General features: G+C 61.5%; 22 protein-coding genes. 7 read left to right on the top strand and 15 right to left on the bottom strand.

Annotated elements, in window-relative coordinates; all coding sequences use genetic code 11:
• Positions 1–13: 13 nt before the first annotated feature.
• The 3 genes from PH603_RS08900 to PH603_RS08890 are packed head-to-tail and all read right to left on the bottom strand — an operon-like array spanning position 14 to position 3,485.
• Positions 14–478 carry a MaoC family dehydratase gene (locus PH603_RS08900; protein WP_289501964.1) on the bottom strand — a complete coding sequence of 155 codons (465 nt, stop codon included), beginning with the start codon at positions 476–478 and terminating at the stop codon, positions 14–16.
• Between the two features lie 19 nt (positions 479–497).
• Positions 498–1,727, bottom strand: coding sequence for an acyl-CoA dehydrogenase family protein (locus PH603_RS08895; protein ID WP_353507394.1), 1,230 nt, complete (start codon positions 1,725–1,727; stop codon positions 498–500).
• Positions 1,728–1,733: 6 nt separating this feature from the next.
• Positions 1,734–3,485 (bottom strand): class I adenylate-forming enzyme family protein, encoded by a 1,752-nt coding sequence (locus tag PH603_RS08890; protein ID WP_289501962.1) that lies wholly within the window; start codon positions 3,483–3,485, stop codon positions 1,734–1,736.
• A gap of 185 nt (positions 3,486–3,670) precedes the next feature.
• On the opposite strand from PH603_RS08890, the gene PH603_RS08885 reads away from it, so the two are divergent.
• A complete protein-coding gene (locus PH603_RS08885; protein ID WP_289501961.1) occupies positions 3,671–4,450 on the top strand; it encodes a class II aldolase/adducin family protein in 780 nt (259 codons plus the stop codon).
• A 6-nt stretch (positions 4,451–4,456) separates the two neighbouring features.
• Positions 4,457–5,332: an acyl-CoA thioesterase gene (locus PH603_RS08880; protein WP_289501960.1), complete on the top strand. Its 876-nt coding sequence runs from the start codon at positions 4,457–4,459 to the stop codon at positions 5,330–5,332.
• A 6-nt stretch (positions 5,333–5,338) separates the two neighbouring features.
• Here the strand turns inward: PH603_RS08880 and PH603_RS08875 are convergent, their stop codons facing one another.
• The 8 genes from PH603_RS08875 to pdxH form a co-directional block, all read right to left on the bottom strand.
• Positions 5,339–6,415, bottom strand: coding sequence for a phosphotransferase family protein (locus PH603_RS08875; protein ID WP_289501959.1), 1,077 nt, complete (start codon positions 6,413–6,415; stop codon positions 5,339–5,341).
• A complete protein-coding gene (locus tag PH603_RS08870) occupies positions 6,412–7,191 on the bottom strand; it encodes a glucose 1-dehydrogenase (RefSeq protein WP_289501958.1) in 780 nt (259 codons plus the stop codon). Before PH603_RS08870 ends, PH603_RS08875 begins: the two co-directional genes overlap by 4 nt.
• Before the next feature lie 37 nt (positions 7,192–7,228).
• Entirely contained in the window at positions 7,229–8,032 is an 804-nt protein-coding gene (locus PH603_RS08865) for an SDR family oxidoreductase (protein WP_289501956.1), read from the bottom strand.
• A 21-nt stretch (positions 8,033–8,053) separates the two neighbouring features.
• On the bottom strand, positions 8,054–8,494 hold the full coding sequence (locus PH603_RS08860; protein WP_289501954.1) for an acyl-CoA thioesterase: 441 nt from the start codon (positions 8,492–8,494) through the stop codon (positions 8,054–8,056).
• Positions 8,491–9,648, bottom strand: a complete 1,158-nt coding sequence (locus PH603_RS08855) for an iron-containing alcohol dehydrogenase (RefSeq protein ID WP_289501953.1) — start codon at positions 9,646–9,648, stop codon at positions 8,491–8,493. The genes PH603_RS08860 and PH603_RS08855 overlap by 4 nt, the downstream gene beginning before the upstream one ends.
• A gap of 10 nt (positions 9,649–9,658) precedes the next feature.
• Positions 9,659–11,110 (bottom strand): coniferyl aldehyde dehydrogenase, encoded by a 1,452-nt coding sequence (locus tag PH603_RS08850; protein ID WP_289501951.1) that lies wholly within the window; start codon positions 11,108–11,110, stop codon positions 9,659–9,661.
• 83 nt (positions 11,111–11,193) lie between these two features.
• The gene (locus PH603_RS08845) at positions 11,194–13,284 is read right to left on the bottom strand and encodes a methyl-accepting chemotaxis protein (RefSeq protein ID WP_289501949.1); all 2,091 of its coding nucleotides are present in this window, start codon (positions 13,282–13,284) and stop codon (positions 11,194–11,196) included.
• Positions 13,285–13,439: 155 nt separating this feature from the next.
• Positions 13,440–14,042, bottom strand: a complete 603-nt coding sequence (pdxH, locus tag PH603_RS08840) for a pyridoxamine 5'-phosphate oxidase (protein ID WP_289501947.1) — start codon at positions 14,040–14,042, stop codon at positions 13,440–13,442.
• Positions 14,043–14,152: 110 nt separating this feature from the next.
• Here pdxH and PH603_RS08835 point away from each other — a divergent pair, with 110 nt between their 5' ends.
• The 4 genes from PH603_RS08835 to aroC all read left to right on the top strand — a co-directional run bounded on the left by PH603_RS08835 (position 14,153) and on the right by aroC (position 17,964).
• Complete coding sequence (locus PH603_RS08835; protein ID WP_289501946.1) at positions 14,153–15,121, top strand: DnaJ C-terminal domain-containing protein; 969 nt, start codon at positions 14,153–14,155, stop codon at positions 15,119–15,121.
• 4 nt (positions 15,122–15,125) lie between these two features.
• The gene (locus PH603_RS08830) at positions 15,126–15,983 is read left to right on the top strand and encodes a YihY/virulence factor BrkB family protein (protein ID WP_289501944.1); all 858 of its coding nucleotides are present in this window, start codon (positions 15,126–15,128) and stop codon (positions 15,981–15,983) included.
• A gap of 79 nt (positions 15,984–16,062) precedes the next feature.
• On the top strand, positions 16,063–16,869 hold the full coding sequence (locus tag PH603_RS08825; RefSeq protein WP_289501943.1) for an enoyl-ACP reductase FabI: 807 nt from the start codon (positions 16,063–16,065) through the stop codon (positions 16,867–16,869).
• Between the two features lie 21 nt (positions 16,870–16,890).
• Positions 16,891–17,964 (top strand): chorismate synthase, encoded by a 1,074-nt coding sequence (gene aroC, locus PH603_RS08820; RefSeq protein WP_289501941.1) that lies wholly within the window; start codon positions 16,891–16,893, stop codon positions 17,962–17,964.
• Here aroC and PH603_RS08815 read toward each other — a convergent pair whose 3' ends face one another.
• Both PH603_RS08815 and PH603_RS08810 read right to left on the bottom strand, forming a co-directional pair.
• A complete protein-coding gene (locus PH603_RS08815) occupies positions 17,965–18,597 on the bottom strand; it encodes a DUF6064 family protein (RefSeq protein ID WP_289501939.1) in 633 nt (210 codons plus the stop codon).
• On the bottom strand, positions 18,597–19,526 hold the full coding sequence (locus tag PH603_RS08810) for an aldo/keto reductase (protein ID WP_289501937.1): 930 nt from the start codon (positions 19,524–19,526) through the stop codon (positions 18,597–18,599). The genes PH603_RS08815 and PH603_RS08810 overlap by 1 nt, the downstream gene beginning before the upstream one ends.
• Positions 19,527–19,656: 130 nt before the next feature.
• On the opposite strand from PH603_RS08810, the gene PH603_RS08805 reads away from it, so the two are divergent.
• The gene (locus tag PH603_RS08805) at positions 19,657–20,673 is read left to right on the top strand and encodes an alpha/beta fold hydrolase (RefSeq protein WP_289501936.1); all 1,017 of its coding nucleotides are present in this window, start codon (positions 19,657–19,659) and stop codon (positions 20,671–20,673) included.
• Here the strand turns inward: PH603_RS08805 and rlmD are convergent.
• Positions 20,626–21,894 (bottom strand): 23S rRNA (uracil(1939)-C(5))-methyltransferase RlmD, encoded by a 1,269-nt coding sequence (gene rlmD, locus PH603_RS08800; RefSeq protein WP_289501934.1) that lies wholly within the window; start codon positions 21,892–21,894, stop codon positions 20,626–20,628. The genes PH603_RS08805 and rlmD overlap by 48 nt on opposite strands.
• A complete protein-coding gene (locus PH603_RS08795; RefSeq protein WP_289501932.1) occupies positions 21,887–22,630 on the bottom strand; it encodes a TlyA family RNA methyltransferase in 744 nt (247 codons plus the stop codon). The genes rlmD and PH603_RS08795 overlap by 8 nt, the downstream gene beginning before the upstream one ends.
• Position 22,631: the final 1 nt, after the last annotated feature.

The following is a 22,631-nucleotide window of genomic DNA, read 5'->3' as shown; positions in this document are numbered from 1 at the left end:
TATCGGGGGATGATTAGCCGGCGACCTGGATGAGGGTCAGCCATTCCGTGATCAGGGCGGGTTTGTCCTCGCCTTCGATGTCCACGGTGATTTCATTTTTCAGAAGATAGCGACCGCCCGGCTTGGGCGACACTTCCATCAGCTTCACCCGCGCCCGGATGCGCGAGTTCACTTTCACAGGGCTGAGGAACCGCAGTTTCTCCATCCCGTAATTGATACCCATCACGGTGCCTTCGACCTGCAGGTTCTGCGGGCCGGCAAGATAGGCCAGCAGCGACAGAGTAAGGAAGCCATGCGCGATGGTGGTGCCGAAAGGCGTGGCCTTCGCGCGTTCGGGGTCGATATGGATGAACTGGTGATCCAGCGTCACATCGGCGAATTTGTTGATCCGGTCCTGATCCACCAGGAACCAGTCGGAAACGCCGGTTTCCTTGCCGATATAATCGTTCAGGGCTTCGGGCTTGACGACAATTGCCATGTCTCGGTCCTCTCTCGGATCAAACGCTGTTCGAGCGATATTTTTTGAGTTCGGTACGCGCGATCACCATCCGGTGCACGGCATCCGGGCCATCCGCGAACCGGAGCGTCCGCTGGCCGTGCCACATATTGGCAAGCGGGAAGTCCTGGCTGATGCCGGCGCCGCCATGCATCTGCATCGCTTCGTCGATCACCTTGCAGGCCATGCGGGGCGCCACAACCTTGATCTGCGAGATATAGGGCTGGGCCGCTTCGGTGCCGAGTGTGTCCATCATATGGGCAGCGCGCAGGCACAGGAGCCGCGCCATCTCGATCTCGATCCGGCATTCGGCGATGATGTCATAGTTGGCACCAAGCTTGGCGAGCGGCTTGCCGAAGGCTTCGCGCGTCATCGCCCGCTTGCACAGGAGGTCAAGCGCGCGTTCAGCGGCACCGATCGAACGCATGCAATGGTGGATACGGCCCGGCCCGAGGCGGCCTTGTGCCACTTCAAAACCACGGCCCACGCCGAGGATCAGGTTATCCTTGGGCACGCGGACATTGGTGAAGCGGATATGCATGTGGCCGTGCGGCGCATCGTCATGGCCGAACACCATCATGGGCCGGAGGATTTCAACGCCCGGTGTGCCACGCTCCACGAGAATCATCGAATGGCGCGCATGGCGCGGCGCATCCTTGTCGGTGCAGGTCATCACGATGAAAATCTTGCAGCGCGGATCGCCGGCACCCGAAGCCCAGTATTTCTCGCCGTTCAGCACCCATTCGTCGCCGTCCAGCTCTGCCGTCAGCGCGATATTGGTGGCATCCGACGACGCCACGCCCGGCTCGGTCATCACATAGGCCGAACGGATTTTGCCCTCGAGAAGCGGCGCCAGCCATTTCTTCTTGTGCTCGTCGGTGCCGTAACGTTCCAGCACTTCCATGTTGCCGGTATCGGGGGCCGAGCAGTTGAAGCATTCGGCCGCCAGATGCGACCTGCCCATTTCCTCGGCGAGATAGGCGTATTCCACGGTGGAGAGGCCGTAGCCGCGCTCGCTGTCGGTCAGCCAGAAATTCCAGAGGCCCGCTTTCTTGGACTCCGCCTTCAGGCTTTCAAGGATTTCGGTCATGCGGTCGGTGAACTGGAACCGGTCACCAAGCTTGCCAACTTCGGAATGATATTCGTCTTCGAGCGGCAGTACCTTCTCATCAATGAAGGTACGCACCTTTGCCCTGAGCTCGTCGGCCCGCTTCGTGATCCCCAGATCCATCGACATTCACTTTCCTCCCACTTTCTTCATCTCGTCAGCATAAGCGGCGCGGTAGAAATTCCGGATACCGCTGCGGTCGATCTTGCCCGATGCAATCTGCGGCAACGGCTCAGCCGTGCGCCAGACCCGTTCGGGCAATTTGTAATAGGCAAGATGCTTCGCTGCTTCCGCCTTGATATCTTCGACCGACACAGTCTCGTCCGGCATCACCAGTACCGCGCCTACAATCTCCCCAAGGCGTTCATCCGGCAGGCTGAACACCATCACATCGTCAACCGCCGGGTGGGCGTGCAGCACGCCTTCCACTTCAAGGGTGCTGATATTCTCACCACCCCGGATGATGATGTCTTTCAGGCGGTCGACGATATAGAGATATCCGTCCTTGTCCAGATGTCCGATATCGCCCGAATGAAACCATCCGCCCGTGAAGGCGCGGGCCGTTTCTTCCGGCCGCTGCCAGTAACCCCGCACATTGGCGATGGTCTTGATCCAGATTTCGCCGTTCTCGCCGGTTGGCATTTCCGTGCCGTCCGCGCCCATGATTTTCACCTGAACGGTCGGCGGGGTCGGCTTGCCGGTGGAATTCGGCCGCGCGACATATTCATCACCCGACAACATGGCCGTCAGCGAGTTGGTTTCGGTGAGGCCGTAGCCGATACCGACACGGACTTCCTTGAAAGCGTCCTTGATCAGCTTCACATGCTCGGGCGGGCGGGCGGCCCCGCCGCCACCAAGGTCCACGAGCGTCGACAGGTTATAATCCTTGCGCAGCGGCGAAGCGGCAAGCTCGTAAGACATGGTCGGCACCCCGGTCATGCCGGTCACGCCTTCGCGCTCGATCAGTTCGAACGCCGTTTTCACGTCCCATTTGTGCATCAGCACGAGCTTGCGGCCGATCATGGCGGAGACAAGCATCACAGGCACAAGGCCGGTCACATGGAAGAAAGGCACCGCCACCAGCATCACGGGCTGGTAGTCGTCCGGCACCGGCTGGCCGTTTGCGGCGGCCTGCGATTTCAACGCCATGGCGATCACCATCCAGGTGAGCAGCACATGGGCGATGGCTTCATGCGTCGATACAGCCCCTTTGGGGAAGCCGCTTGAGCCCGAAGTGAAAACGATCATGGCATCGTCGGTCGGACCCAGATCCACCGGCGGGAAAGCCATCGGGGAGCCATAGTCCATGAAACCCCCGAAATTGCGGATCCGCTCGCCGTCACTTTTGCCGCGCACCATGATGAACTGGACATCCTTGTCCTTGGCATGGCGGGCCTGCAGGCGGTTGGCGCGGTCCTGATCGACAACCAGAAGCCGGGCGCCGCTATCGTCGAGCGCCCATTCAAGCTCCTCGGTGCCCCACCAGGCGTTCATGGCAACCACCACACCGCCAGCGGCGATGATGCCCATATAGGCGATCACCCATTCCGCATTGTTGCGCATGGCAAGGCCGACGGGTTGGCCTTTCTTCAGGCCATATTCGCCAACCAGCGCCTGCGCGAAACGCGCCGCGCGGTCGAGCGTATCCCGGAATGTCAGCCGGTCATCGCCGCAGATCAGATATTCCTTCTCCGCGTGCGTCATCATGATCATGAACATTTCCCTCAGACTCGGCGGGCAATGTTCGAAAACGTCATAGGAGACACCGTCTCGCTCGCGTTTGCCCCGGGCAAACATCGGCACGGCGTCCATGATACGCAGCATGGTGGCATCGACAGGTTCACCCGCAATAGCGGGCGGCAATACGAGTTCTGACAGCAAGCGGACCTCCCCAAATCCAGTGGCTGTTGATGGCCTCGAAAACATTTTCAGACCACAAAGTCCAAAATATGTTTAAAGTGACCTGACGGATATTCAAGCGCTTTCGGTGGAGGGGCCATCAAAGACGCTTGAACAGGGCGAATTGCTCAGGCAGCCTGAGCCAATCGGGGAATGGGAGAGACACGATGAAAAAGACCGGAATGCTGGAAATCCCGTCGGTTCGCGACAAGGTTTCCGAAGAGGAATGGAAAGTACGGGTCGAGCTTGCTGCCGCCTACCGCCTGTGCGCGATGCATGGCTGGGATGACCTCATTTACACCCATATCTCGGCAAAGGTGCCGGGGGGCGACCATCACTTCCTCCTCAATCCGCTTGGCCTGATGTTCGATGAAATCACGGCCTCGAGCCTCGTGAAGGTCGACCTCAACGGCGACAAGATCCTCGACACCCCCTTCATGGTGAACAAGGCCGGCTTCGTGATCCATTCGGCGATCCATCAGGCGAGCGAAAACGCCGGCTGCGTGCTGCACCTTCACACCGACTATGGCATTGCGGTTTCGAACCAGAAGGACGGCCTGCAGCCGTTCGCCCAAAGCTCGATCCCGGCATGGATGACTGTCGCCTATCACGATTTCGAAGGCCTTGCCGTGCGCGACGACGAGAAAGACCGGCTGGTGAAGGATCTTGGCACCAAGCAGGCCATGATCCTGCGCAATCACGGCACGCTGACCGTTGCCCAAACCGTCGGTCAGGCGTTCGAGCTGATGTTCTTCCTTGAAAAAGCCTGCCGCATCCAGATCCTTACCCAGTGCGCGGGTGTGCCGATCCATCACCCGAGCCAGGAAGCCATCGACAATACGGTCCGCGACCTGCGTACCGTGGCCGGGGCTTCGGGCGCCGACATGCTGGTTCTGCCTGCCCTGATGCGCAAGCTGGACCGTACCGATACAAGTTACCGCGACTGAGGCTTTATGACCGATCTTGCCGCTATTCTGGACAATCTTGCCATCAGCGAGGTTGAGCCTTTGAACTATCTCGGCCGGCCGAATAACTGGCCGAACCGTCACGTTTTCGGCGGCCATGTGCTGGCGCAGGCAGTGGATGCCGCGACCCGTACTGTGGACAAAAGCCTCAGCCTTCACAGCTTGCACAGCTATTTCCTGCGCGCCGGCAATGCGGAACTGCCAATCACCTATTCAGTGGATGTCTTGCGCGACGGACGTAGCTTTTCCTCCCGTCGCGTGGTCGCCTATCAGGACCACAAGGCAATTTACTCGATCGGCCTTTCATTCCACGCCAGTGAGCCTGGTTACGAACACCAGCCCGAAATGCCTGATGTGCCCGACCCCGATACCCTGCCCTATGGCGCCGGCTATTACGGGCGCTTCATTCGCATGTTCAAACGCCACGAGGACCCTTTCCAACACCTGCCTTTTGAGGCGCGCGCGGTAGCACCGGTTGACGTGGACGACCCCAAGCCAATGCCCGCAAAAGGCGGCCACTGGCTGCGCCTTCGTGGCACAATCGGCGACGACCCGGCACAACATGAACGACTTTTGGCTTACAGTTCCGATTTCGGCTTCATGTCTTCATTACTGCGCCCGCATGGCATCCTGCCCACACACCCGACGCTGGGGCGGTTGGCGAGCCTTGACCATGCCATGTGGTTCCGCACCACCGACTTCCGGGTTGACGAATGGCTTTATTATGAAACCGAGGGCCTGTGGATGAAATCGGGGCGAGGCTTCTGCCGCGGCAATATCTATCGCCGCGACGGTACGCTTGTCGCCTCGACAGCGCAGGAAGGGCTATTCAGGCTGAAAAGCCCGGACGAGCCCAAAGCCTGAGCCGCACTAGCGGATATTCGATCCTTCGATCAACGATCTTGCATAGTGGCCAAGCGCATTCGTGCGCTGGCCGAAGGTTGCGAACGCCTTGTTCTGCGTCTGGCCGTGGTAATAGCGGTAATAGATTTGCTGCAGGATCACAGCGAGGCGGAACACGCCGGCGATCAGGTAGAAATCGAAGTGACTGCAATCGATGCCGGTTTTCGCCTGATAGAAATCAACGATCTCGCGCCGCGTCATCATACCCGGCGCATTCGAGGGCTGCATCCGCATGGCGAGGATATTGTCCGGATCTCCCGCCTGCGACCAGTAGGCCAGCGTGTTGCCAAGGTCCATCAGCGGATCACCAAGCGCGCTGATCTCCCAATCCAGAATGGCTTCGATCTTCAGGGGATCGGCGAGGTTGAGGATCGCATTATCAAGCCGGTAATCGCCGTGCACAATGGCGTGGCCGACCTCACCCGCCGGCATCTTGGCCTCAAGCCAGCCGCGCACATCGGCAAAGTCTTCGACGTCATCGGTGATGACCTTCTCGTACCGGCCGTTCCAACCCTTGATCTGGCGCTCGACATAGCCTTCGGGGTGCCCGAAATCGCCAAGGCCGATGGCCTTGAAATCCACGGCATGCAGTTCGATCAGCTTCTCGAAGAAGGATTCGCAAAGCGCCCGGTTCTTGGCAGCATCGAAATTGAGGCCCGCTGGCATGTCGCGGTCGATCTTGTAGCCTTCGACCTCGTCCATCACATAGAACTCGACGCCCAGCGGGCTTTCTTCGTCCGGCACATGGAAGTGGGTGACGGGTACCGCCGGGTAGACCGGCTTCAGCGCATTCATAACGCGGAATTCGCGGATCATGCTGTGGCCCGATTTCGGCCGAGTACCGAAGGGCGGACGGCGCAGGACCAGCCGCTTGTTCTCGTAAACAATCGAATAGGTCAGGTTCGAATGGCCGCTCGCGAACTGGCGAATGAGCGGTTCACCCTTCAGACCGCCGATCCGCGCCTTCAGGAAGGCGTCGATCTCGGCGGTGTTCAGCTCCTCGCCGGGCCGAACATCGATTTTCTTGTTGGTCGCGTCGCTCACATCCCGCCTCCCGTGGTGTAGCCGCCGTCCATCACAAGCGTGGTGCCCGTGGTGAAGCCGGCAGCGTCCGAGGCAAGATACATCACACCCGCCACCATGTCTTCCGGCTGACCGACCCGCGGGATCGGGAAGGCGGACGTGATCTTGTCCATCAACTCGTCATTTTGCTGGAAAACGGACGTCATCTTGGTGGCGATGAAACCGGGGCAGATCGCGTTCACGCGGATGCCGTCCTTGCCATATTCGCGGGCGAAGGCGTGGGTCATGTTGATCATCGCCGCCTTGGTCATCGAATAGATGCCCTGCAGGTTGCCGGGGCGGATGCCGTTGATCGAGGCCACATTGACGATGGCCCCGCCGCCGCGCTTCTGCATCTGCTTCACGGCGCGGGACGACATATAGAACGGGCCTTTGAGGTTCACGTCGATTGTCTTGTCGAACGCCGCCTCGGGCGTGTCCCCGATCAGCCCGAAGAAGGGGTTGGTGCCGCCGCAATTGACAAGCACATCAAGCCCGCCGAACTCGGCATCGATCCAGTCGAAAAGCGCATTCACGGCTTCCATATGGCCAGCGTGCGCCGCCTTGGCGACCGCGTCACCGCCGGCTTTTCTGATGCTCGCCGCCACTGCCTCGCAAGCGTCCTGATCGCGCGAGGAAACAATCACCTTGGCGCCGTTTGCGGCAAAGCCACGTACGATCTGCTCGCCGATCCCGCGCGAGGCACCGGAAACTAGAACCGTCTTGCCGGTGAAATCCATCAGTTTCGTATAGTCCATGTCACCCTCCCCGGTGTCGTATCCTTCAAAAGCTGCCTCAGATCGGGCGGCCGGTTTTTTCCATCTGCATGCGGCGCAGCTTGCGCATCCCGCCGACCCAGCGGTCGTAATTTTCCGCCTTGTGCTTGAAATAGGTTTCCACTTCCTCATGCGGGCGGATCATGAAGCGGCCCTCGCGCATGGCGGCAAGCGTGCGTTTTGCCAGTTCCTCGGCGGGCATCACGCCGTCAAGCGTCGCCGAACTGTCCCGCGCGCCGCGCACCATCGCGGTATCCACCGCCTGCGGGCACAGTGCACCGACCCAGATGCCATCGTCGCCGTGGCTGATCGCCAGGCTTTCGGCAAAGCCGACCGCCGCATGCTTGGTGGTGGAATAGCTGGTATCGCCAATCTGCGACAGGAGCCCGGCGGCAGACGCCGTGATCAGGATGCCGCCCGACTTGCGCTCCCGCATCTGCGGCAACACGGCGCGGCAGGCGATGACGTGGGCATAGACATTCACTTTCCATATCTTGTCCCATTGGGCTTCAGACTGGCTGATTGCCGTCCAGTCCGGCGCGTCCGAGAACAGGATACCGGCGTTCGACACATAAAGGTCCACACCGCCGAACTTTGCCGTCATCTCGTCAACAACCGCCTTCACGGCAGCTTCACTCGTCACATCCATCACATAGGGGATGGCGACCGCGCCAATGCCCTTGGCGACAGCGTCAACGCCTTCCTGATTGACGTCAGTCACGGCAATCGCCCTGGCACCTTCCTTGGCGAACAGCTCGGCCAGCGCCTTGCCGATGCCGCTGGCGCCGCCCGTGATGATGATGACCTTGTCTTTAACGTCCATACTTCCCTCCCCGGAAATGGATCAGAACCTTGCGGCCTCGAGCACCTCGCGGAACCGCGCGGGCAGTTCAGTCGGGCGCCTTGTCGCGCGGTCCACATAAACATGAATGAAGAAGCCTTCCGCCGCTGCCTCCGCGTGGTCGGCGCCGTAAAGGCCGATTTCGTATCGCACGCTCGAACGCCCCACATGGGCGACCCCCATCCCCGCCGTCACGGGCTCGGGGAAGGCAAGCGGTGCGCAGTAGCGGCAGCCGGTTTCCACCACAAGGCCGATCACTTCGCCGTCGTGGATATCCAGCGCCCCCGCCTCGATTAGGTGGCGGTTCACCACCGTATCGAAATAGCTATAATAGACCACGTTGTTCACATGGCCGTAGATGTCGTTATCGTCCCAGCGTGTCTGGACCGGAGCCCGCACCGGAAAGGCATCGAGCGGACGAAAGATCGGACGTTCAGCTGTCACCAGGTGGCCTCATAGATGGCACGGGCGTCAGAGAGGGTCACCTCGCGCGGATTATTGACGAGAAGGCGGGTCTGCAGCATCGCGTCTTCCGCCAGCCTTTCCACATCATTCTCCGCAACGCCCACCTCGCGCAAGCGCCGTTCGATACCGGTCGCCTCAATGAGCCCCTCAAGCCATGCAATCAGCGCCTCCGCGCGGGCCGGTGTGGTATCGCCCGCAAGACCGAGGTCAGCTGCAAGCTCGCCGTAAAATTCGAACGCCGCCGGCAGGTTGAAGCGCATCACATGCGGCAACACCAGCGCGTTCGAAAGCCCGTGCGGCACATGAAAGATGCCACCCACGGGGTATGCCAGCGCATGCACGGCAGCGACCGGTGCATTCGCGAAAGCAGTACCGGCAAGCATCGCACCCGTCAGCATGGCGCGGCGGGCATCCAGCGAGACCTCGTTCCCGCAGGCTTTCAACAGGTTGCCGCCAAGCATCTTCAGCGCCTGCCGGGCAAAGGCATCCGACACCGGGTTTTTCTTGATACGGCTGGTGAAAGCTTCAATCGCATGCACCATCGCGTCGATCCCGGTTGCTGCCGTCACATGGCGCGGCAAGCCGGTCGTCAGCGTAGCATCGAGAAGCGCGAGGTCAGCCAGCAATACGGGCGAACCCACCCCTGCCTTGGTCGTCTCGCCGGTCGTGACAATCGCTACAGAGGTGACTTCCGAGCCCGTGCCAGCGGTCGTCGGCACCTGCACAAGCGGCAGGCGACCGGATTTGATCTTGTCGAGCCCGTAGATATCCGAAAGCGGTTCCCGCCCCTTGGCGAGGACGGCAACGAGCTTCGCCACATCCATCGAGCTGCCACCACCAAAGCCCACAATTATTCCGGCACCGTGCCGAGTTGCGGCTTCGGTCGCGGCCAAAACCACATGATCGGCAGGATCAGCGGTTACAGCATCGAACACTGCAGGTGCAAAACCGGCCGCCTCAAGCGAAGCGATGGCCGCCCCGGCAAGGCCGAGCTTGATGATGCCGGGATCGGTGACGACAAGCACCGGCGCACGGTCGAACCGTGCAGCCAGAATGTCACCAAGGCGGGAAGCGGCGCCGTCTTCACAGAGTACGGCGCCGACGGTGCGGAACTGGAAGCCAAGGTCAGTCACTAGCCTGCCCTTACTTCTTCAGTTGCATTGCCATCATTTTCTTCAGCTTGTCGGTATAGGGCGGCACAATGCCCATCAGCCGGCCAATGCTGCGTTTCGGGTGCTTTAAGACCGGCTTCATATGGCTGAACTCCTTGAAGCCGTCATGGCCGTGATAGCAGCCGATGCCGCTGTTGCCGACGCCGCCAAACGGCAGCGTTTCGTGGGCGCCGTGCCAGAGGCAGTCATTCACCGTCACCCCGCCCGACGTGGTGCGCGTGACAACCTGTTTCTGCTCGGCGTCATCATTGCCCATGTAATAGAGCGCCAGCGGACGTTCGCGGTCATTCACATAGTCGATGACTTCATCAACCTGCTTGTAGGTGCGCACCGGCAGGATGGGGCCGAAGATTTCTTCCTGCATCACCTTCATATCGTCGGTCGGGTTGAGGATCAGGGCAGACGGCAGCTTGTTCGTCTGGTTCTGGCCTTCGAAATTCTCGTTCGCCGGATTGATGATCCGCACATCGGCGCCCTTGGCGCGGGCATCGGCGATATAGCCTTCCAGCCGCTCGCGGTGCCGCGGCGTGATGATCGAGGTATATTGCTCGTTCGCCAGCATGGTCGGATACATGCCCTCAACCGTCTTGGTGTAGCTTTCAACAAATGCATCGCGCTGCTCTTCGGCCACATTCAGATAATCGGGCGCGAGGCAGATCTGACCGGCATTCATATGCTTGAACACCGCCACCCGCTCGGCGGTCTCCGCGATATCGGCCGAACGGCCAACCACAACCGGGCTCTTACCGCCGAGTTCAAGCGTCACGGGCACCAGATTTTCGGAGGCCGCCCGCATGATCAGCTTGCCCACCACAGGCGCGCCCGTGAACATCAGATGGTCCCAGCGCTGCGAGGCGAAGGCCTGGCTCGTTTCCACGCCGCCCGTCACCACCGCAACTTCGGTGCGGTCAAAGGCCTTGGCGAAGGCTTCTTTCAGGAATTCAGAGGTTTTCGGCGTCCATTCGGACGGCTTGATGACAACCCGGTTGCCCGCCGCCAGCATTTGGGCCAAGGGCACAAACACCATCGTCAGCGGGAAGTTCCAGGGGGTGATGAGGCCGACAACGCCTTTGGGCTGCGGCACGACCTGCGCCTTGGCACCAAGCAGGCCCAGCGGGAACGGCAGGCCGCGACGCTCGGGCTTCATCCATTTGGCGGTATGCTTGATGGCATCCGAAAGCGCCCCGTGGCTGCCAACGACATCGGCGAACAGCGTGGTATCGCCCGAGCGGTTGCCGAAATCTTCGGAAATCAGGCGGATGAAGGTATCCTTGTTGTCCATCAGCACCGCGCGGGCGCGCTTCAGCCGGTCAAGTCGCGTCTCGAGCGTGACCTCGCCTTCAGCCAGATAGGCCTTGCGCTGTGCATTCAGAATATCGCGGATCGTTTCGGCCGGCGTACCGGCAGGCTGCATGCCATCCATCTCACTTCCCCTCCCAGGATTTGAAAGTTCAGATTAAGCGTCAAAATCTGTACTGCCAAGTATGAAAAAGGGAGATGAAGAGATCAGGCCGCTCTGATTTCTGCCAGAAACGCCTCGACCTCCGCCTTCAGAGCCGCCGCCTCGCCGGTCAGCGCATGGGCGTCGACTTTCAGTTCCTCGGCGCGGGCCTGCGTCGCACTTGCCGCCTCGCCCACCACAAGAATGCTCGACCGCACGGTTTCAGCGCCTTCCGCCACGCGGACAACATTGTGGGAAATCTCTTCCGTTGCCCCGGATTGCTCGCGCACCGCATTGGCGACAGTCTGGGCGACGTCGTTCATCCGCTCGATAGTGCCGCCGATCCCTGAAATCGCCGTGCCGGCGTCCGCCGAAACCGTCTGGATTTCTGCGATATAGGCCGAGATTTCCTCGGTTGCCCGGCGGGATTCGGACGCCAGGTTTTTCACTTCGCTTGCCACCACAGCAAAGCCCCTGCCCGCCTCACCGGCGCGCGCAGCTTCGATGGTGGCGTTAAGCGCCAGAAGGTTGGTCTGGTCAGCAATGTCACGGATCAGGTGCAGGACAGAGCCGATCCGCTCGACCGCCGCGGCAAGCCCGTCCATCGTAACCGCCGTGGTGCCGACGTCCTTCACGGCAGCTTCGGCGATTGCCGCGCTTTCAGCGAGGCTGTTGCTGATTTCCGAGATCGAGGAAGTCAATTGCTCGGCGGCCCCTGCCACGGCATTAGCGTTGCTCGCGCCTTCCGAGGACACCTGATGTGAGGAGGCAACTTCACCAGAAGTCCGCTCCATGTTTTCAGCCAGCACCTCGGTCGCGTTCACGATCCGGTTGGCGGCACCGTTCACGGCTTCCACGACGCCCATGACGCGGGCCTCAAACTGCTCCGCCATTTGCAGACGCTGAGCCTGACGGACGCGGCGGGCCTCGGCCTCGCGTTCCTCGGCTTCGCGGCGGGCTTCATCGGTCCTGCGGTCTTCTTCTTCCTTCGCCGTGCGACGGGCTTCAACGGCGGCCTGCTCCACGGCGGCCTTTTCAAGCGCGATCCGTTCCATTTCAAGGGCACTCGCCTTGAAGACCTCGGCGGCGTTTGCTACCCGGCCAAGTTCATCCTTGCGTTCGGTATAGGGCACAACGACCGACTTTTCACCGCGTGCCAATGCCTCCAGCGCTTCGGTGATACGGGCAAGCGGGTTGCGGATGCTGAGGCCGATCACAAAGGCCGTCGCCATGGCAGCCACCGCACCAAGGAGGAGCCCCCAGAGGCTTGAACTCATTGTCTCGCCAATCGCCGTCACCATGCGGGTGAGCGCCGTGCCCTGTGCTGCTACGGCCCGGGATTGTACATCGGTTGAGAGCTCGCCAAGCCGCCCGGCCACGGCCTCAAGCTCGGCAAGCGCATCATCAACGGCCACCTGTACGGCGCGGCGCTGGCGCACATTCTGGCGGACAAGATCGCTATCGCGGCGGAAGAACCGTAGCGCCGCCGTCTCCTTGCGGCTCATCCCCTTGGCGCCTGCAGTGGCGGTGCGCACCAGTGCATCGATGGCCTCGCCGTCGGCAATCGCCTTTTCATAGTCCGCCGTGAGCCCCGAACTGAAATAGGCAAGCGACGACTGGGTGAACTGGGTGACAAGCGGCTTCGCCTGCGGCGCAAGCGAGGCGCCCTCGCCCGGCAGCTTTTTCAGAAAGCCCTCGAAAGTAGCGGTCGAGGCATCAAGCGCGCGACTGCCGCCCATAGCCACGATGAAAGCGTCGGTATCCGCGCCGAGCCGCCCTTTCAGGCTTTCAAACACCTGACGGAAACTTTCCGATTCGGCTTCGATGGCAGTGCGGACATCGGCATCCTCCGGGCTCGTGAGCGCTGCGAACAACAGATCGCGGCTTTCCACCGTTCGCACCGCAGCTTCCTCGGCGCGCAGTCCATCGCCCGGGCGGCGCGAGAAAGCAAAGGTGCGAAGCGCTGCCCCCTGCCGGTCAATCGCCGAGATAAAGCGGTTGACCGCCGCCACCGTCTCCGTGCGCTCGCTGACGCGGGCGGCAACATCATCAAGCCCGCTCATCTCCAAAGTGGAGCGGAGGCTGACCCCGGCCAGCAGCAGAATGACAAGGGCGAAACCGACAAAGAGGCGTGCACGGATCGACAGGGAAAGCATGGAAAACACTCCAAAGGCCAATTGAAGGGGCAGAACCAGCGTTCAATGCCCAGCTATCATTGCGCCTCAGTGCGGAGGATTTGTTTCAAACCCATGACATATTGGATCGAATCACACATTGTGATTCGAAATCCGATTCGATCCAGCCGCCAGTCTCAGGGATACAAGGTGCTGACCGACCAACCTGTCCCATCTTCGGTCAGGTCATACTGATGCCGGTCATGCAGGCGGAAGGGACGGTCCATCCAGAATTCGAACCGCTTCGGGGTGACAAGAAAGCCCGACCAGAAGTCCGGGCGCGGAATTTCACCCACCGCATACTCGGTCGTATATTTGGCGATCCGCCCTTCAAACTCGAACCGGCCTTCCATCGGCGCCGATTGTTTGGACGCCCAGGCGCCAATCCGGCTGCCGCGCGGGCGCGATGCGAAATATTCGTCGGCTTCCTCGGTCGTCACCGGTGAAACGCTGCCTTCGATGCGAATCTGGCGGCGCAGCGACTTCCAGTGAAACAGAAGTGCCACATTCTGGTTGGCCTCAAGGTCATGCCCCTTGCGGCTGGTGAGGTTCGTGAAGAACCGGAAACCATCCTCGGCCCAGCCCTTCAGCAGCACCATACGCAGGCTCGGTCGCCCTTCAGCATCCACCGTGGCGAGCGCCATGCCGTTCGGGTCATTGGGCTCGTTTGCCTCGGCTTCCTTCATCCATTCGGTGAAGATATCGAAGGGTTTGGTATATTCGGCGGTCTCGGCTGTCATGGCAGGGAACTTCCCTTGTTGGTTTTGTCAGTTGCAGCAGACGCATGGCATCTTATATTGGGGTGGCGCAAGCAGAGTATTCGAGTTTATCAGACGGACAAGACCTTGTGATGCGAGACCTCTATCAAATTCTCGGCGTTGAGCGCCAGGCGAGCCCGGATGACATCAAGAAGGCTTACCGGTCGCTTGCCAAGAAATATCACCCCGACCGCAACAAGGACAATGCGGCGATTGCCGAGAAATTCAAGGAAGTCTCGGCCGCCTATCATATCCTTGGCGACGAGGCGCAGCGAGGCCGTTATGACCGCGGCGAGATCGACGATCAGGGCAACGAACGCCACGCCTATCATGATGAATGGTATGCCAAGCCCGGCGGCAAGGGCGCTGGCGGCTTCGGCTTTGGCGGCAAGGGGCGCACAGGCGAAGGCTTCGATTTCGAAGACACGTCCGACATCTTTTCCGAATTTTTCCGCTTCTCCGGCGGGCGTGGCCGCAAGGGTGCGGCGGGCGATGCCGGCAGCGCCAAGCCAAAGGGCGGCCCGCGCCGCGGCCTTGATGTCAATTACGAGCTGACCATCGGCTTCGAGGAATCGATCTCGGGCGGTACGCGCCGCCTGCGGCTGAATGACGGCCGCTCGGTCGATATCAAGATCCCCGAGGGCATTCAGGACGGTCAGGTGATCCGGCTTGTTGGCCAGGGTGGCCCCGGCACGGCGACGGCGCTCAAGGGCGATGCGCTGATTGAAATCCGTGTGGCCCCGCACCCCTACTATACCCGCGACGGGCTTGATATCCTTCTCGAACTGCCGATCTCGCTCGATGAGGCGATCCTCGGCGGCGATATCGAGGTACCGACCCCGAAGGGGCGCCTCACCATCCGTATCCCGAAAGGTTCGTCCTCCGGCAAGCGGCTGCGCCTGAAAGGCAAGGGCGTGAAGCGGCGGGATGAGGTCGGCAATATGTATGTCGTCCTCAAGGTGATGCTGCCCACTGAACGCGACCTGATCCTTGAGCAACTGATCCGCCAGTGGCGCGGCGGCAACGGGGCTGACCTGCGCCGCAAGGCGGGCCTCAGCTGAGGTGATGGAGCAGCTGCGGCATCACGGAGAAATCTGGCGCCGGGCGGCTGCCCGCTTTTTCGAACATGACGGTTTTGCCTCCGCCGGCAACATGGCCTTCATCGCCATGCTGTCGCTTTTCCCGTTCGTCATCTTCCTTGTCGCCGTTTCGGGCTTCATGGGGCAAACCGAGCGCGGCGTGGCGGCGATTACTTTCATGATGAATACCCTGCCCCACGAGGTCGGCGCAGCGCTCAGCGGGCCGATCAACGGGGTGGTCGATGCCACACGCCCCGAAATCCTCACAGGCTCCATCGTTTTCGCGATCTGGACGGCTGCAACCGGGGTTGAAACGGCGCGCGGTGTGCTGGTGAAGGCCTTCGGGCGTGAACATGCGCGCGCGGCCTGGCTGCGCCGGCTCGAAAGCCTCGCGGTCGTTATATTCGCCGCCATCAGCATCCTTGTCGCCATGTCGATCCTTGTGATCGGCCCGGCGGTCGTGAAGGCGGTGACAAGCTTTTTCCCCGAGGCGCTGACCGGCAGCCTGACCGAGCTCTGGAACTTCCTGAACCTCTTCCTCGGGCCTGTCGTTCTCGCCTTCGGGCTGTTCGGTGTTTATCTCGCCCTTACCCCGCGCCGGCTGAAACGCCCTTACCGGCTGCCCGGCACCCTGCTCGCCCTTGTCATCCTGATCGCCACGGCGAAGGGCCTGTCGCTTTATCTGCGGTATGCGGGCAATTACGACGTCACATACGGTTCGCTTGCCGGGGTCGTTGTTACCCAGCTATTCTGTTTTCTTGTCAGCCTTGGTTTTGTTGCCGGGGCAGAGCTCAACGCGGCCTATACGCTTGACCGTTTATACAAGGAAAAGACCGCCAATTGACCGGCGGGTCCGAATGTGTAGGATGCGCCAACCGTAACGTCCAGTAACCCACCATAGAATAGAATAAGGGGCAGACATCATGAGCAAACTCCTCGAAGGCAAACGCGGCCTCATCATGGGGGTCGCCAATGACCGCTCGATGGCTTGGGGCATCGCCAAGGCCTGCGCCGAGCAAGGCGCCGAGCTCGCTTTCAGCTACCAGGGCGAAGCCCTTGAAAAGCGCGTGCGCCCGCTGGCTGCCGAAGTCGGCTCCGATTTCCTCATCGAATGCGACGTATCCGACAATGCCTCGATCGACAATCTGGCGGCCGAGATTGAAAAGCGCTGGGGCAAGATCGATTTCTTCCTGCACGCTGTCGGCTATTCGGACAAAAGCGAGCTTCGCGGCCGTTTCGTGGACACCAGCCTCGATAACTTCCTGATGACCATGAATATCTCCGCCTTCAGCTTCGTTTCGGTCGCGCAGCGGCTGGAAAAGATGATGACAGACGGCGGCAGCATGCTGACGCTGACTTATTACGGCGCCGAAAAGGTCGTCCCCCATTACAATGTGATGGGTGTGGCGAAAGCCGCCCTCGAGGCCTGCACGCGCTATATGGCGCGCGATCTGGGCGAGAAGGATATCCGCGTCAACGCCATCTCGGCCGGCCCCATGAAGACGCTTGCCGCCTCGGGCGTTGGCGATTTCCGCATGCTCCTGAAATATAACGAGAAGAACGCACCGCTGAAGCGCAACATCACGCTTGAGGATGTGGCCGGTGCGGGGCTCTATCTCCTGTCGGGCCTTTCAAGCGGCGTGACGGGCGAAATCCATTATGTGGACGCAGGCTTCAACATCACCGGCATGCCGCTTGATGAAGAATCCATGCGGATCATCTGCCAGTAAAACCAGCCAAGCGGGGGCTTTATGTCGTTCAACACCTTCGGTCGTCTGTTCCGTTTCACCACCTGGGGCGAAAGCCACGGGCCGGCGCTCGGCTGCACGATCGATGGCGTGCCCCCGCTTCTGGACCTTGCTGAAGGCGACATTCAGGGCTTTCTGGACAAGCGCAAACCCGGTCAGTCGAAATATACGACCCAGCGCCGCGAGCCTGATCTCGTAAAGATCATGTCCGGCGTGTTCGAGGGCAAGACGACCGGCACGCCCATCCAGCTGATGATCGAAAACACCGACCAGCGCTCCAAGGATTACGGCAATATCGCCCAGTCCTTCCGGCCCGGCCACGCCGACTATACCTATATCGCCAAGTATGGCATCCGCGACTATCGCGGCGGCGGGCGTTCGTCTGCCCGCGAAACCGCAGCCCGTGTGGCGGCAGGTGCCGTGGCGCGCAAGGTGCTGGGCGGTGGCATCACCATCCGCGCCGCCATGGTGCAGATGGGCCGCCATGCCATCGATCGGTCCCGGTTCGACTGGAATGAGGTCAACAATAATCCCTTCTTCTGCCCCGATGCGGTCACTGCCGGCATGTGGGCGGATGAACTGGATGCGATCCGCAAGAATGGCTCCTCCATCGGTGCGGTGATCGAAGTGGTGGCCGAAGGCGTACCCGCCGGCTGGGGCGCCCCGGTTTATGGCAAGCTCGATGCCGATCTCGCCACCGCGATGATGAGCATCAATGCCGTGAAAGCCGTTGAAATCGGCGCCGGCATGGAAGCCGCCTGCCTGACGGGCGAGGAAAATGCCGATGAAATGCTGCCGGGCAAGGACGGCAAGCCCGAATTCCAGTCCAACAAGGCCGGTGGCATTCTGGGCGGCATCTCGACCGGCCAACCGGTCGTTGTGCGTTTCGCCGTGAAGCCCACAAGCTCCATCCTCACGCCGCGCAAATCGGTGAACGAACACGGTGAGGCCGTGGAGGTCGTCACCAAGGGCCGTCATGACCCGTGTGTAGGCATCCGCGCCGTTCCGGTGGCCGAGGCCATGATGGCCGTGGTGCTGGCCGATCATATGATGCTGCACCGCGCCCAGTGCGGCTGATCAGCGCCGCCACCAACTGATAAACAGCCCTACTGCTCCTGCTGGCATCAGCCACCAGACAGGCGACCCGAGCGCCCAGAGGAAAGCACCACCAACGATCGCCCACAGCAAGGGGATGACCGCGAGCGGCCATGTGCGCCGCCCATACGCCATCAGAACGCCGAAGGTCATCAATACGGTCGGGTCCGGCGCCAGCAACGGCACTTCCGCCTGATCAAGCGGGCGCCCCATCGCCATCGGCAGATAGATGCCGACAACGAGGGCTGTGAGCACCGTCAGCGCCCCTGCCCGGCTCCGTTCCTCCGGCAGTGGCCGCACCACAAGCCACAGGAACAAGATGGCCTGCCCCAAGAAGGCCGCCGCAAACCAGTCACCCGCCCAGTTGATGGTGGCATAGTGCCGGTGAAAAAAGCCGATACCGGTTGCCGCCCAGCCCGCCGCCATCAGGACGGCTATGGCGCGTGCATACCAGTGAACTGGGCGGAACAGCAGGTAAACGACACCGAGCGTCGCGAGAATTGCCGCAATACCGAAGGGAAACAGTTCCGCCGAATAAAGCCCGTAAAGCCGGTAATAGGTATCGGGCCCATACATCAGGAAATCCTGAATACTGTAACTGAGCCAGTCCCCCATCAAAGATCATCCACATAGGCCGCGATGCGGCGGCGGAGCATTTCATCAAGCGCGGTCCACCGGCCAGCCGCCATATTTTCCTGCACATGATCCACGCGCGTGGTCGCCGGGATGGCGCAGGTGACAGCCGGGTGCGACAGGATGAAACCAAGTGCCACATCCGCCCAGGTGGTGAGGCCGGCCTCCCCCGCCCAACCGGGCAATGGATCGCGTTTCAACTGACGGATCAGGCGACCGCCCTCGTAAGGCCGGTTGACGATCACCGCCACCCCGCGTTCGCGTGCCAGCGGCAACAGCCGCGCTTCCACATCGCGGGTTGCAGCATTGTAAGTCATCTGCACAAAGTCGATTGCCTCGGTTTTGAGGATGCGCTCAAGGTCGCCATGCCGCCGCCCGTGGGATGTGGTGACGCCGACATAGCCAAGCTCCCCCGCTGCCTTCATGTCGCGCAGCCACGGCAAGTGTTCTTCCCAGTCGGTCAGGTTATGCACCTGCAACAGGGAAAAGCGCTCGACGCCCCACGCCTTGCGGGTTTCCTCAAGCTGTGCCTTCGCGGCGGCAAAGCCGGGGGTCCATATCTTGTCGGCGGCAAAGAGGTCAGGTGTCGGGCCTATGTTGCGCAGCACGCGGCCGACCGTAGCCTGCGATGAGCCATACATGGGCGAGCTGTCGATCAGCCGCCCGCCGGCTTCGAAAAAGGCCCGGACCACGGCTTCAGACTGCGCAATGCCCACCGGATCGTTACCCACATTGAAGGTGATCCAGGTGCCAAGCCCCACGGGCGGCACAATCGCATTGCCAGTAGCGGCCAGCGCATAGGGAACCGCTGAAAATGCGACCGGCAGGGCCGCAAGCCCCATCAGCAGGCGGCGGCGGTCAACAAGGGTCGGGCACGGCTTCGGCATGGCTTCCTCCCATTGAGCGTTCATGATGACTCGCGGATGCCGCCCGTGCCAGCCGCAAATTGGTTTACCCAGCCCGTAACAGTCTGTGATGCATGATCTTTCCAAAAAGCCGCTTTGCGGCTAGACTTGGTGGCGAAAAGGCAGGGGGAGCGGTATGGGAAAGTTTCTGAAATTCACAGGCAGCCTGATCCTGATTGCACTTGCCGGTGCCATCGTCTGGTTCCTCGCATGGGCATGGGCACCGAATAGCGACCCCGCCGAAATGACAACCCGGTACGGCGCCCCGCCCTCGCAGTTCGTATCGCTGGATGGCGGTATCCGCATGCATTACCGCGATCAGGGATCGTATGAGGCGCCGGCCCTCGTGCTGCTGCACGGCTCCAACAGCTCCCTGCACACGTGGGAGCCATGGGTCGCGCGCCTGAAGGACCGCTACCGGATCATCACACTTGACCTGCCGGGGCATGGCCTGACTGGCGCTACCCTCACCCGGGATTATACCTACAGCGGCATGGCGGACGCGGTGGATGCGCTGCTCGTGCGGCTTGGCGTCAACAAGGCCGCCATCGCCGGCAACAGCATGGGCGGCGCCGTCGCCATCACCTATGCCCTGCAGCATCCGGAAAAGGTCAGCGCCCTTGTGCTGGTCGACAGCGCCGGTGTCGCCCCGCCGCCCGGCGCGCGGAAGACCGACCGGCCGCTTGCGTTTGAACTCGCCGCCAAGCCATGGGCGCAGGTGGTGATGCAGAATCTGACGCCCAAATCGCTGGTGCGTGAAGGGCTTCTCAAATCGGTCTACGACCCCGGGTTTGTGACGACCGAAATGGTGGAGCGCTACTGGGATCTCGCGCGCTATCCCGGCAACCGGGAAGCCACAGGCCTGCGCTTCGCCTGGTATGCTGCCAACATGGGCAAAAGCCTGCCTGTGGAGCGGCTGGAGATGCCGACGCTGATCCTGTGGGGGGAAGAAGACAATCTGATCCCGGTTGAGACCGCCACGCTGCTGAACGAGAAGATCAGCGGCAGCGGGGTGATCATCTACCCCGAAACCGGCCATTTGCCGATGGAAGAACGCGCCGATGAAACCGCGTCTGCCACCGGTGTGTTTCTGGATCAGGTCACCTCAGCCCTTGCGGAAAGTCGCCACGATCTCGACATGGGACGACCATAGGAACTGGTCAACCGGCAGGACGCTTGTCAGGCTGTAGCCCCCATCCACCAAAAGCCGCGCATCCCGCGCGAAGGTGTTGGGGTTGCACGAAACCCCGACAATCACCGGAATGTCGGATGCCACGAGGGCTGCCGCCTGCTCCTTGGCACCGGCGCGCGGCGGATCGAACACTACGGCGTCGAAGCCCTTGAGCTCCGCCCCTGTGATCGGGCGCCGGTAAAGGTCGCGGTGGCGGGTGACAATCTGTTTCAGGCCGGTTGCCTGTGTGGCGGCGGCAGACAGCGCGTCAAGCGCCCCCTTGGCCCCTTCCACCGCCAGCACCTGCGCGCTTTCAGCGAGCGGGAAGCTGAAGGTGCCGATACCGCAGAAAAGGTCGGCCACGCGCTTCGCACCAGCCACACCTTCTTTCACAGCCGCCACAAGGGCTGCCTCGCCTTCGTCCGACGCCTGAATGAACGCCGCCGGCGGCAAGGCAACGCGTGCCGCACCCAGCTGCATCACCGGTTCGCGGCGGATCGCAACGGGATCAAGGAAACCGCCATCCTGCCAGTGAACGGCGGCAAGATCATAGGTATCGGCAAAGCTGACCAGCGCCTCGCGGTCGGCAAGGCTCAGTTCCTTCGTCGCCTCGATCACGAGATCGACCCCGCTTGCCGTCAGGGTCAGGTGCAGCACGGCGTGCATGCCTTGCGGCAGCAGGTTGCCGAGCAGATGCCGGAGCGGCTCGAAAAGAATGGTCAGCTCGGCCCGCGTTACCGGGCAGGCTTTCAGATCGACAATCGTATGGCTCTGCCGCTCGTTGAAGCCCAGCACCACACCCTGCACGGTACGGCGGGCCTTCAGCGCCACCCGGCGGCGGCTGGCAGGCGGTGTGATGACCGGATCGCGCACGACACCGGGATCGAAGCCGTGATGCCCCATGGCGGAGGCCACCCGGTTTTTCACCCAGGCGCGGTAATCCTCGCCGCTCATGAATTGCAGCTGGCAGCCACCGCATTTGGTGAAATGCTGGCATGGCGGCGCCATGCGGGCGGGCGACGGCGTGATCATCTCGGCGATCTCGGCGAAAGCGCCGGACTTTTGCCGTTCGGTAATCCGCGCCTTCAGCACGTCACCGGCAGCGGCATAGGGGATATAGACAAGGCCGTCCGGCCCGTCGGCGATCCCGTCGCCCTGTGCGCCAACCTCCCGAATCGTCAAGGTGAGAAGATCGTCAGCCATTGTCTTTGATCCCGTGGATCAGGAATTCCACATTGCCTTCCGGCCCCTTGATCGGGCTCTCGGTGATGCCGACAACGCGCCAGCCCGGCAGGTCGCCAAGCCACGCGGCGATATCCTCGCACACGGCCTGATGCAGGGCCGGGTCGCGCACCACGCCGCCCTTGCCGACGTTATCCTTGCCGACCTCGAATTGCGGCTTGATGAGTGCTATCAGGGCGCCGCCCTCGCGCACAAAACCGAGGGCTGCCGGCAGCACGGTTTTCAGGCTGATGAAGCTGGCGTCACACACCACCATGTCAACAGGTTCAGGGATATGCTCGTCCGTCAGGTAACGGGCGTTGGTCTGTTCCATCACGACGACACGGTCGTCGGTGCGCAGCTTCCACGCCAGCTGCCCGCGGCCTACATCCACCGCGTAAACCTTGGCAGCGCCCTTCGATAGCGCCACATCGGTAAAGCCGCCGGTTGACGAACCCACATCGATCACGGTCCAGCCGGTCGGGTCGACACCGAAATGCGACAGGCCTTTTTCAAGCTTCAGCCCGCCGCGGCTGACCCATTCATGGTCGCGCCCGCGAACCTCCAAGGGCTGGTCTTCGGCAATCGGCTGGCCGGCTTTCTGGATTTTCACTTCGCCGGAAAAAACGACGCCCGCCATGATCAGCGCCTGCGCCCGCGCCCTGCTTTCGACGAGGCCGCGGTTGACGAGCGCAACGTCAGCCCGTTCTTTCGCCATG

The organism is Gimibacter soli (genome assembly GCF_028463845.1).
Lineage (GTDB): Bacteria > Pseudomonadota > Alphaproteobacteria > Sphingomonadales > Kordiimonadaceae > Gimibacter > Gimibacter soli.
Note: the sequence above shows the minus strand (reverse complement) of the source record. Positions and strands in the feature narration are given on the sequence as shown.

What these genes read in the sequence shown, in the direction of transcription:
- PH603_RS08830 (WP_289501944.1), top strand. Translation starts at nt 15,126, where the DNA reads ATGGAGCAGCTGCGGCATCACGGAGAAATCTGGCGCCGGGCGGCTGCC.
- PH603_RS08880 (WP_289501960.1), top strand. Translation starts at nt 4,457, where the DNA reads ATGACCGATCTTGCCGCTATTCTGGACAATCTTGCCATCAGCGAGGTT.
- PH603_RS08815 (WP_289501939.1), bottom strand. Translation starts at nt 18,597, where the DNA reads ATGGGGGACTGGCTCAGTTACAGTATTCAGGATTTCCTGATGTATGGG.
- PH603_RS08870 (WP_289501958.1), bottom strand. Translation starts at nt 7,191, where the DNA reads ATGGACTATACGAAACTGATGGATTTCACCGGCAAGACGGTTCTAGTT.
- aroC (WP_289501941.1), top strand. Translation starts at nt 16,891, where the DNA reads ATGTCGTTCAACACCTTCGGTCGTCTGTTCCGTTTCACCACCTGGGGC.
- PH603_RS08895 (WP_353507394.1), bottom strand. Translation starts at nt 1,727, where the DNA reads ATGGATCTGGGGATCACGAAGCGGGCCGACGAGCTCAGGGCAAAGGTG.
- rlmD (WP_289501934.1), bottom strand. Translation starts at nt 21,894, where the DNA reads ATGGCTGACGATCTTCTCACCTTGACGATTCGGGAGGTTGGCGCACAG.
- PH603_RS08865 (WP_289501956.1), bottom strand. Translation starts at nt 8,032, where the DNA reads ATGGACGTTAAAGACAAGGTCATCATCATCACGGGCGGCGCCAGCGGC.
- PH603_RS08850 (WP_289501951.1), bottom strand. Translation starts at nt 11,110, where the DNA reads ATGGATGGCATGCAGCCTGCCGGTACGCCGGCCGAAACGATCCGCGAT.
- pdxH (WP_289501947.1), bottom strand. Translation starts at nt 14,042, where the DNA reads ATGACAGCCGAGACCGCCGAATATACCAAACCCTTCGATATCTTCACC.
- PH603_RS08885 (WP_289501961.1), top strand. Translation starts at nt 3,671, where the DNA reads ATGAAAAAGACCGGAATGCTGGAAATCCCGTCGGTTCGCGACAAGGTT.
- PH603_RS08825 (WP_289501943.1), top strand. Translation starts at nt 16,063, where the DNA reads ATGAGCAAACTCCTCGAAGGCAAACGCGGCCTCATCATGGGGGTCGCC.
- PH603_RS08835 (WP_289501946.1), top strand. Translation starts at nt 14,153, where the DNA reads ATGCGAGACCTCTATCAAATTCTCGGCGTTGAGCGCCAGGCGAGCCCG.
- PH603_RS08805 (WP_289501936.1), top strand. Translation starts at nt 19,657, where the DNA reads ATGGGAAAGTTTCTGAAATTCACAGGCAGCCTGATCCTGATTGCACTT.
- PH603_RS08810 (WP_289501937.1), bottom strand. Translation starts at nt 19,526, where the DNA reads ATGAACGCTCAATGGGAGGAAGCCATGCCGAAGCCGTGCCCGACCCTT.
- PH603_RS08795 (WP_289501932.1), bottom strand. Translation starts at nt 22,630, where the DNA reads ATGGCGAAAGAACGGGCTGACGTTGCGCTCGTCAACCGCGGCCTCGTC.
- PH603_RS08900 (WP_289501964.1), bottom strand. Translation starts at nt 478, where the DNA reads ATGGCAATTGTCGTCAAGCCCGAAGCCCTGAACGATTATATCGGCAAG.
- PH603_RS08845 (WP_289501949.1), bottom strand. Translation starts at nt 13,284, where the DNA reads ATGCTTTCCCTGTCGATCCGTGCACGCCTCTTTGTCGGTTTCGCCCTT.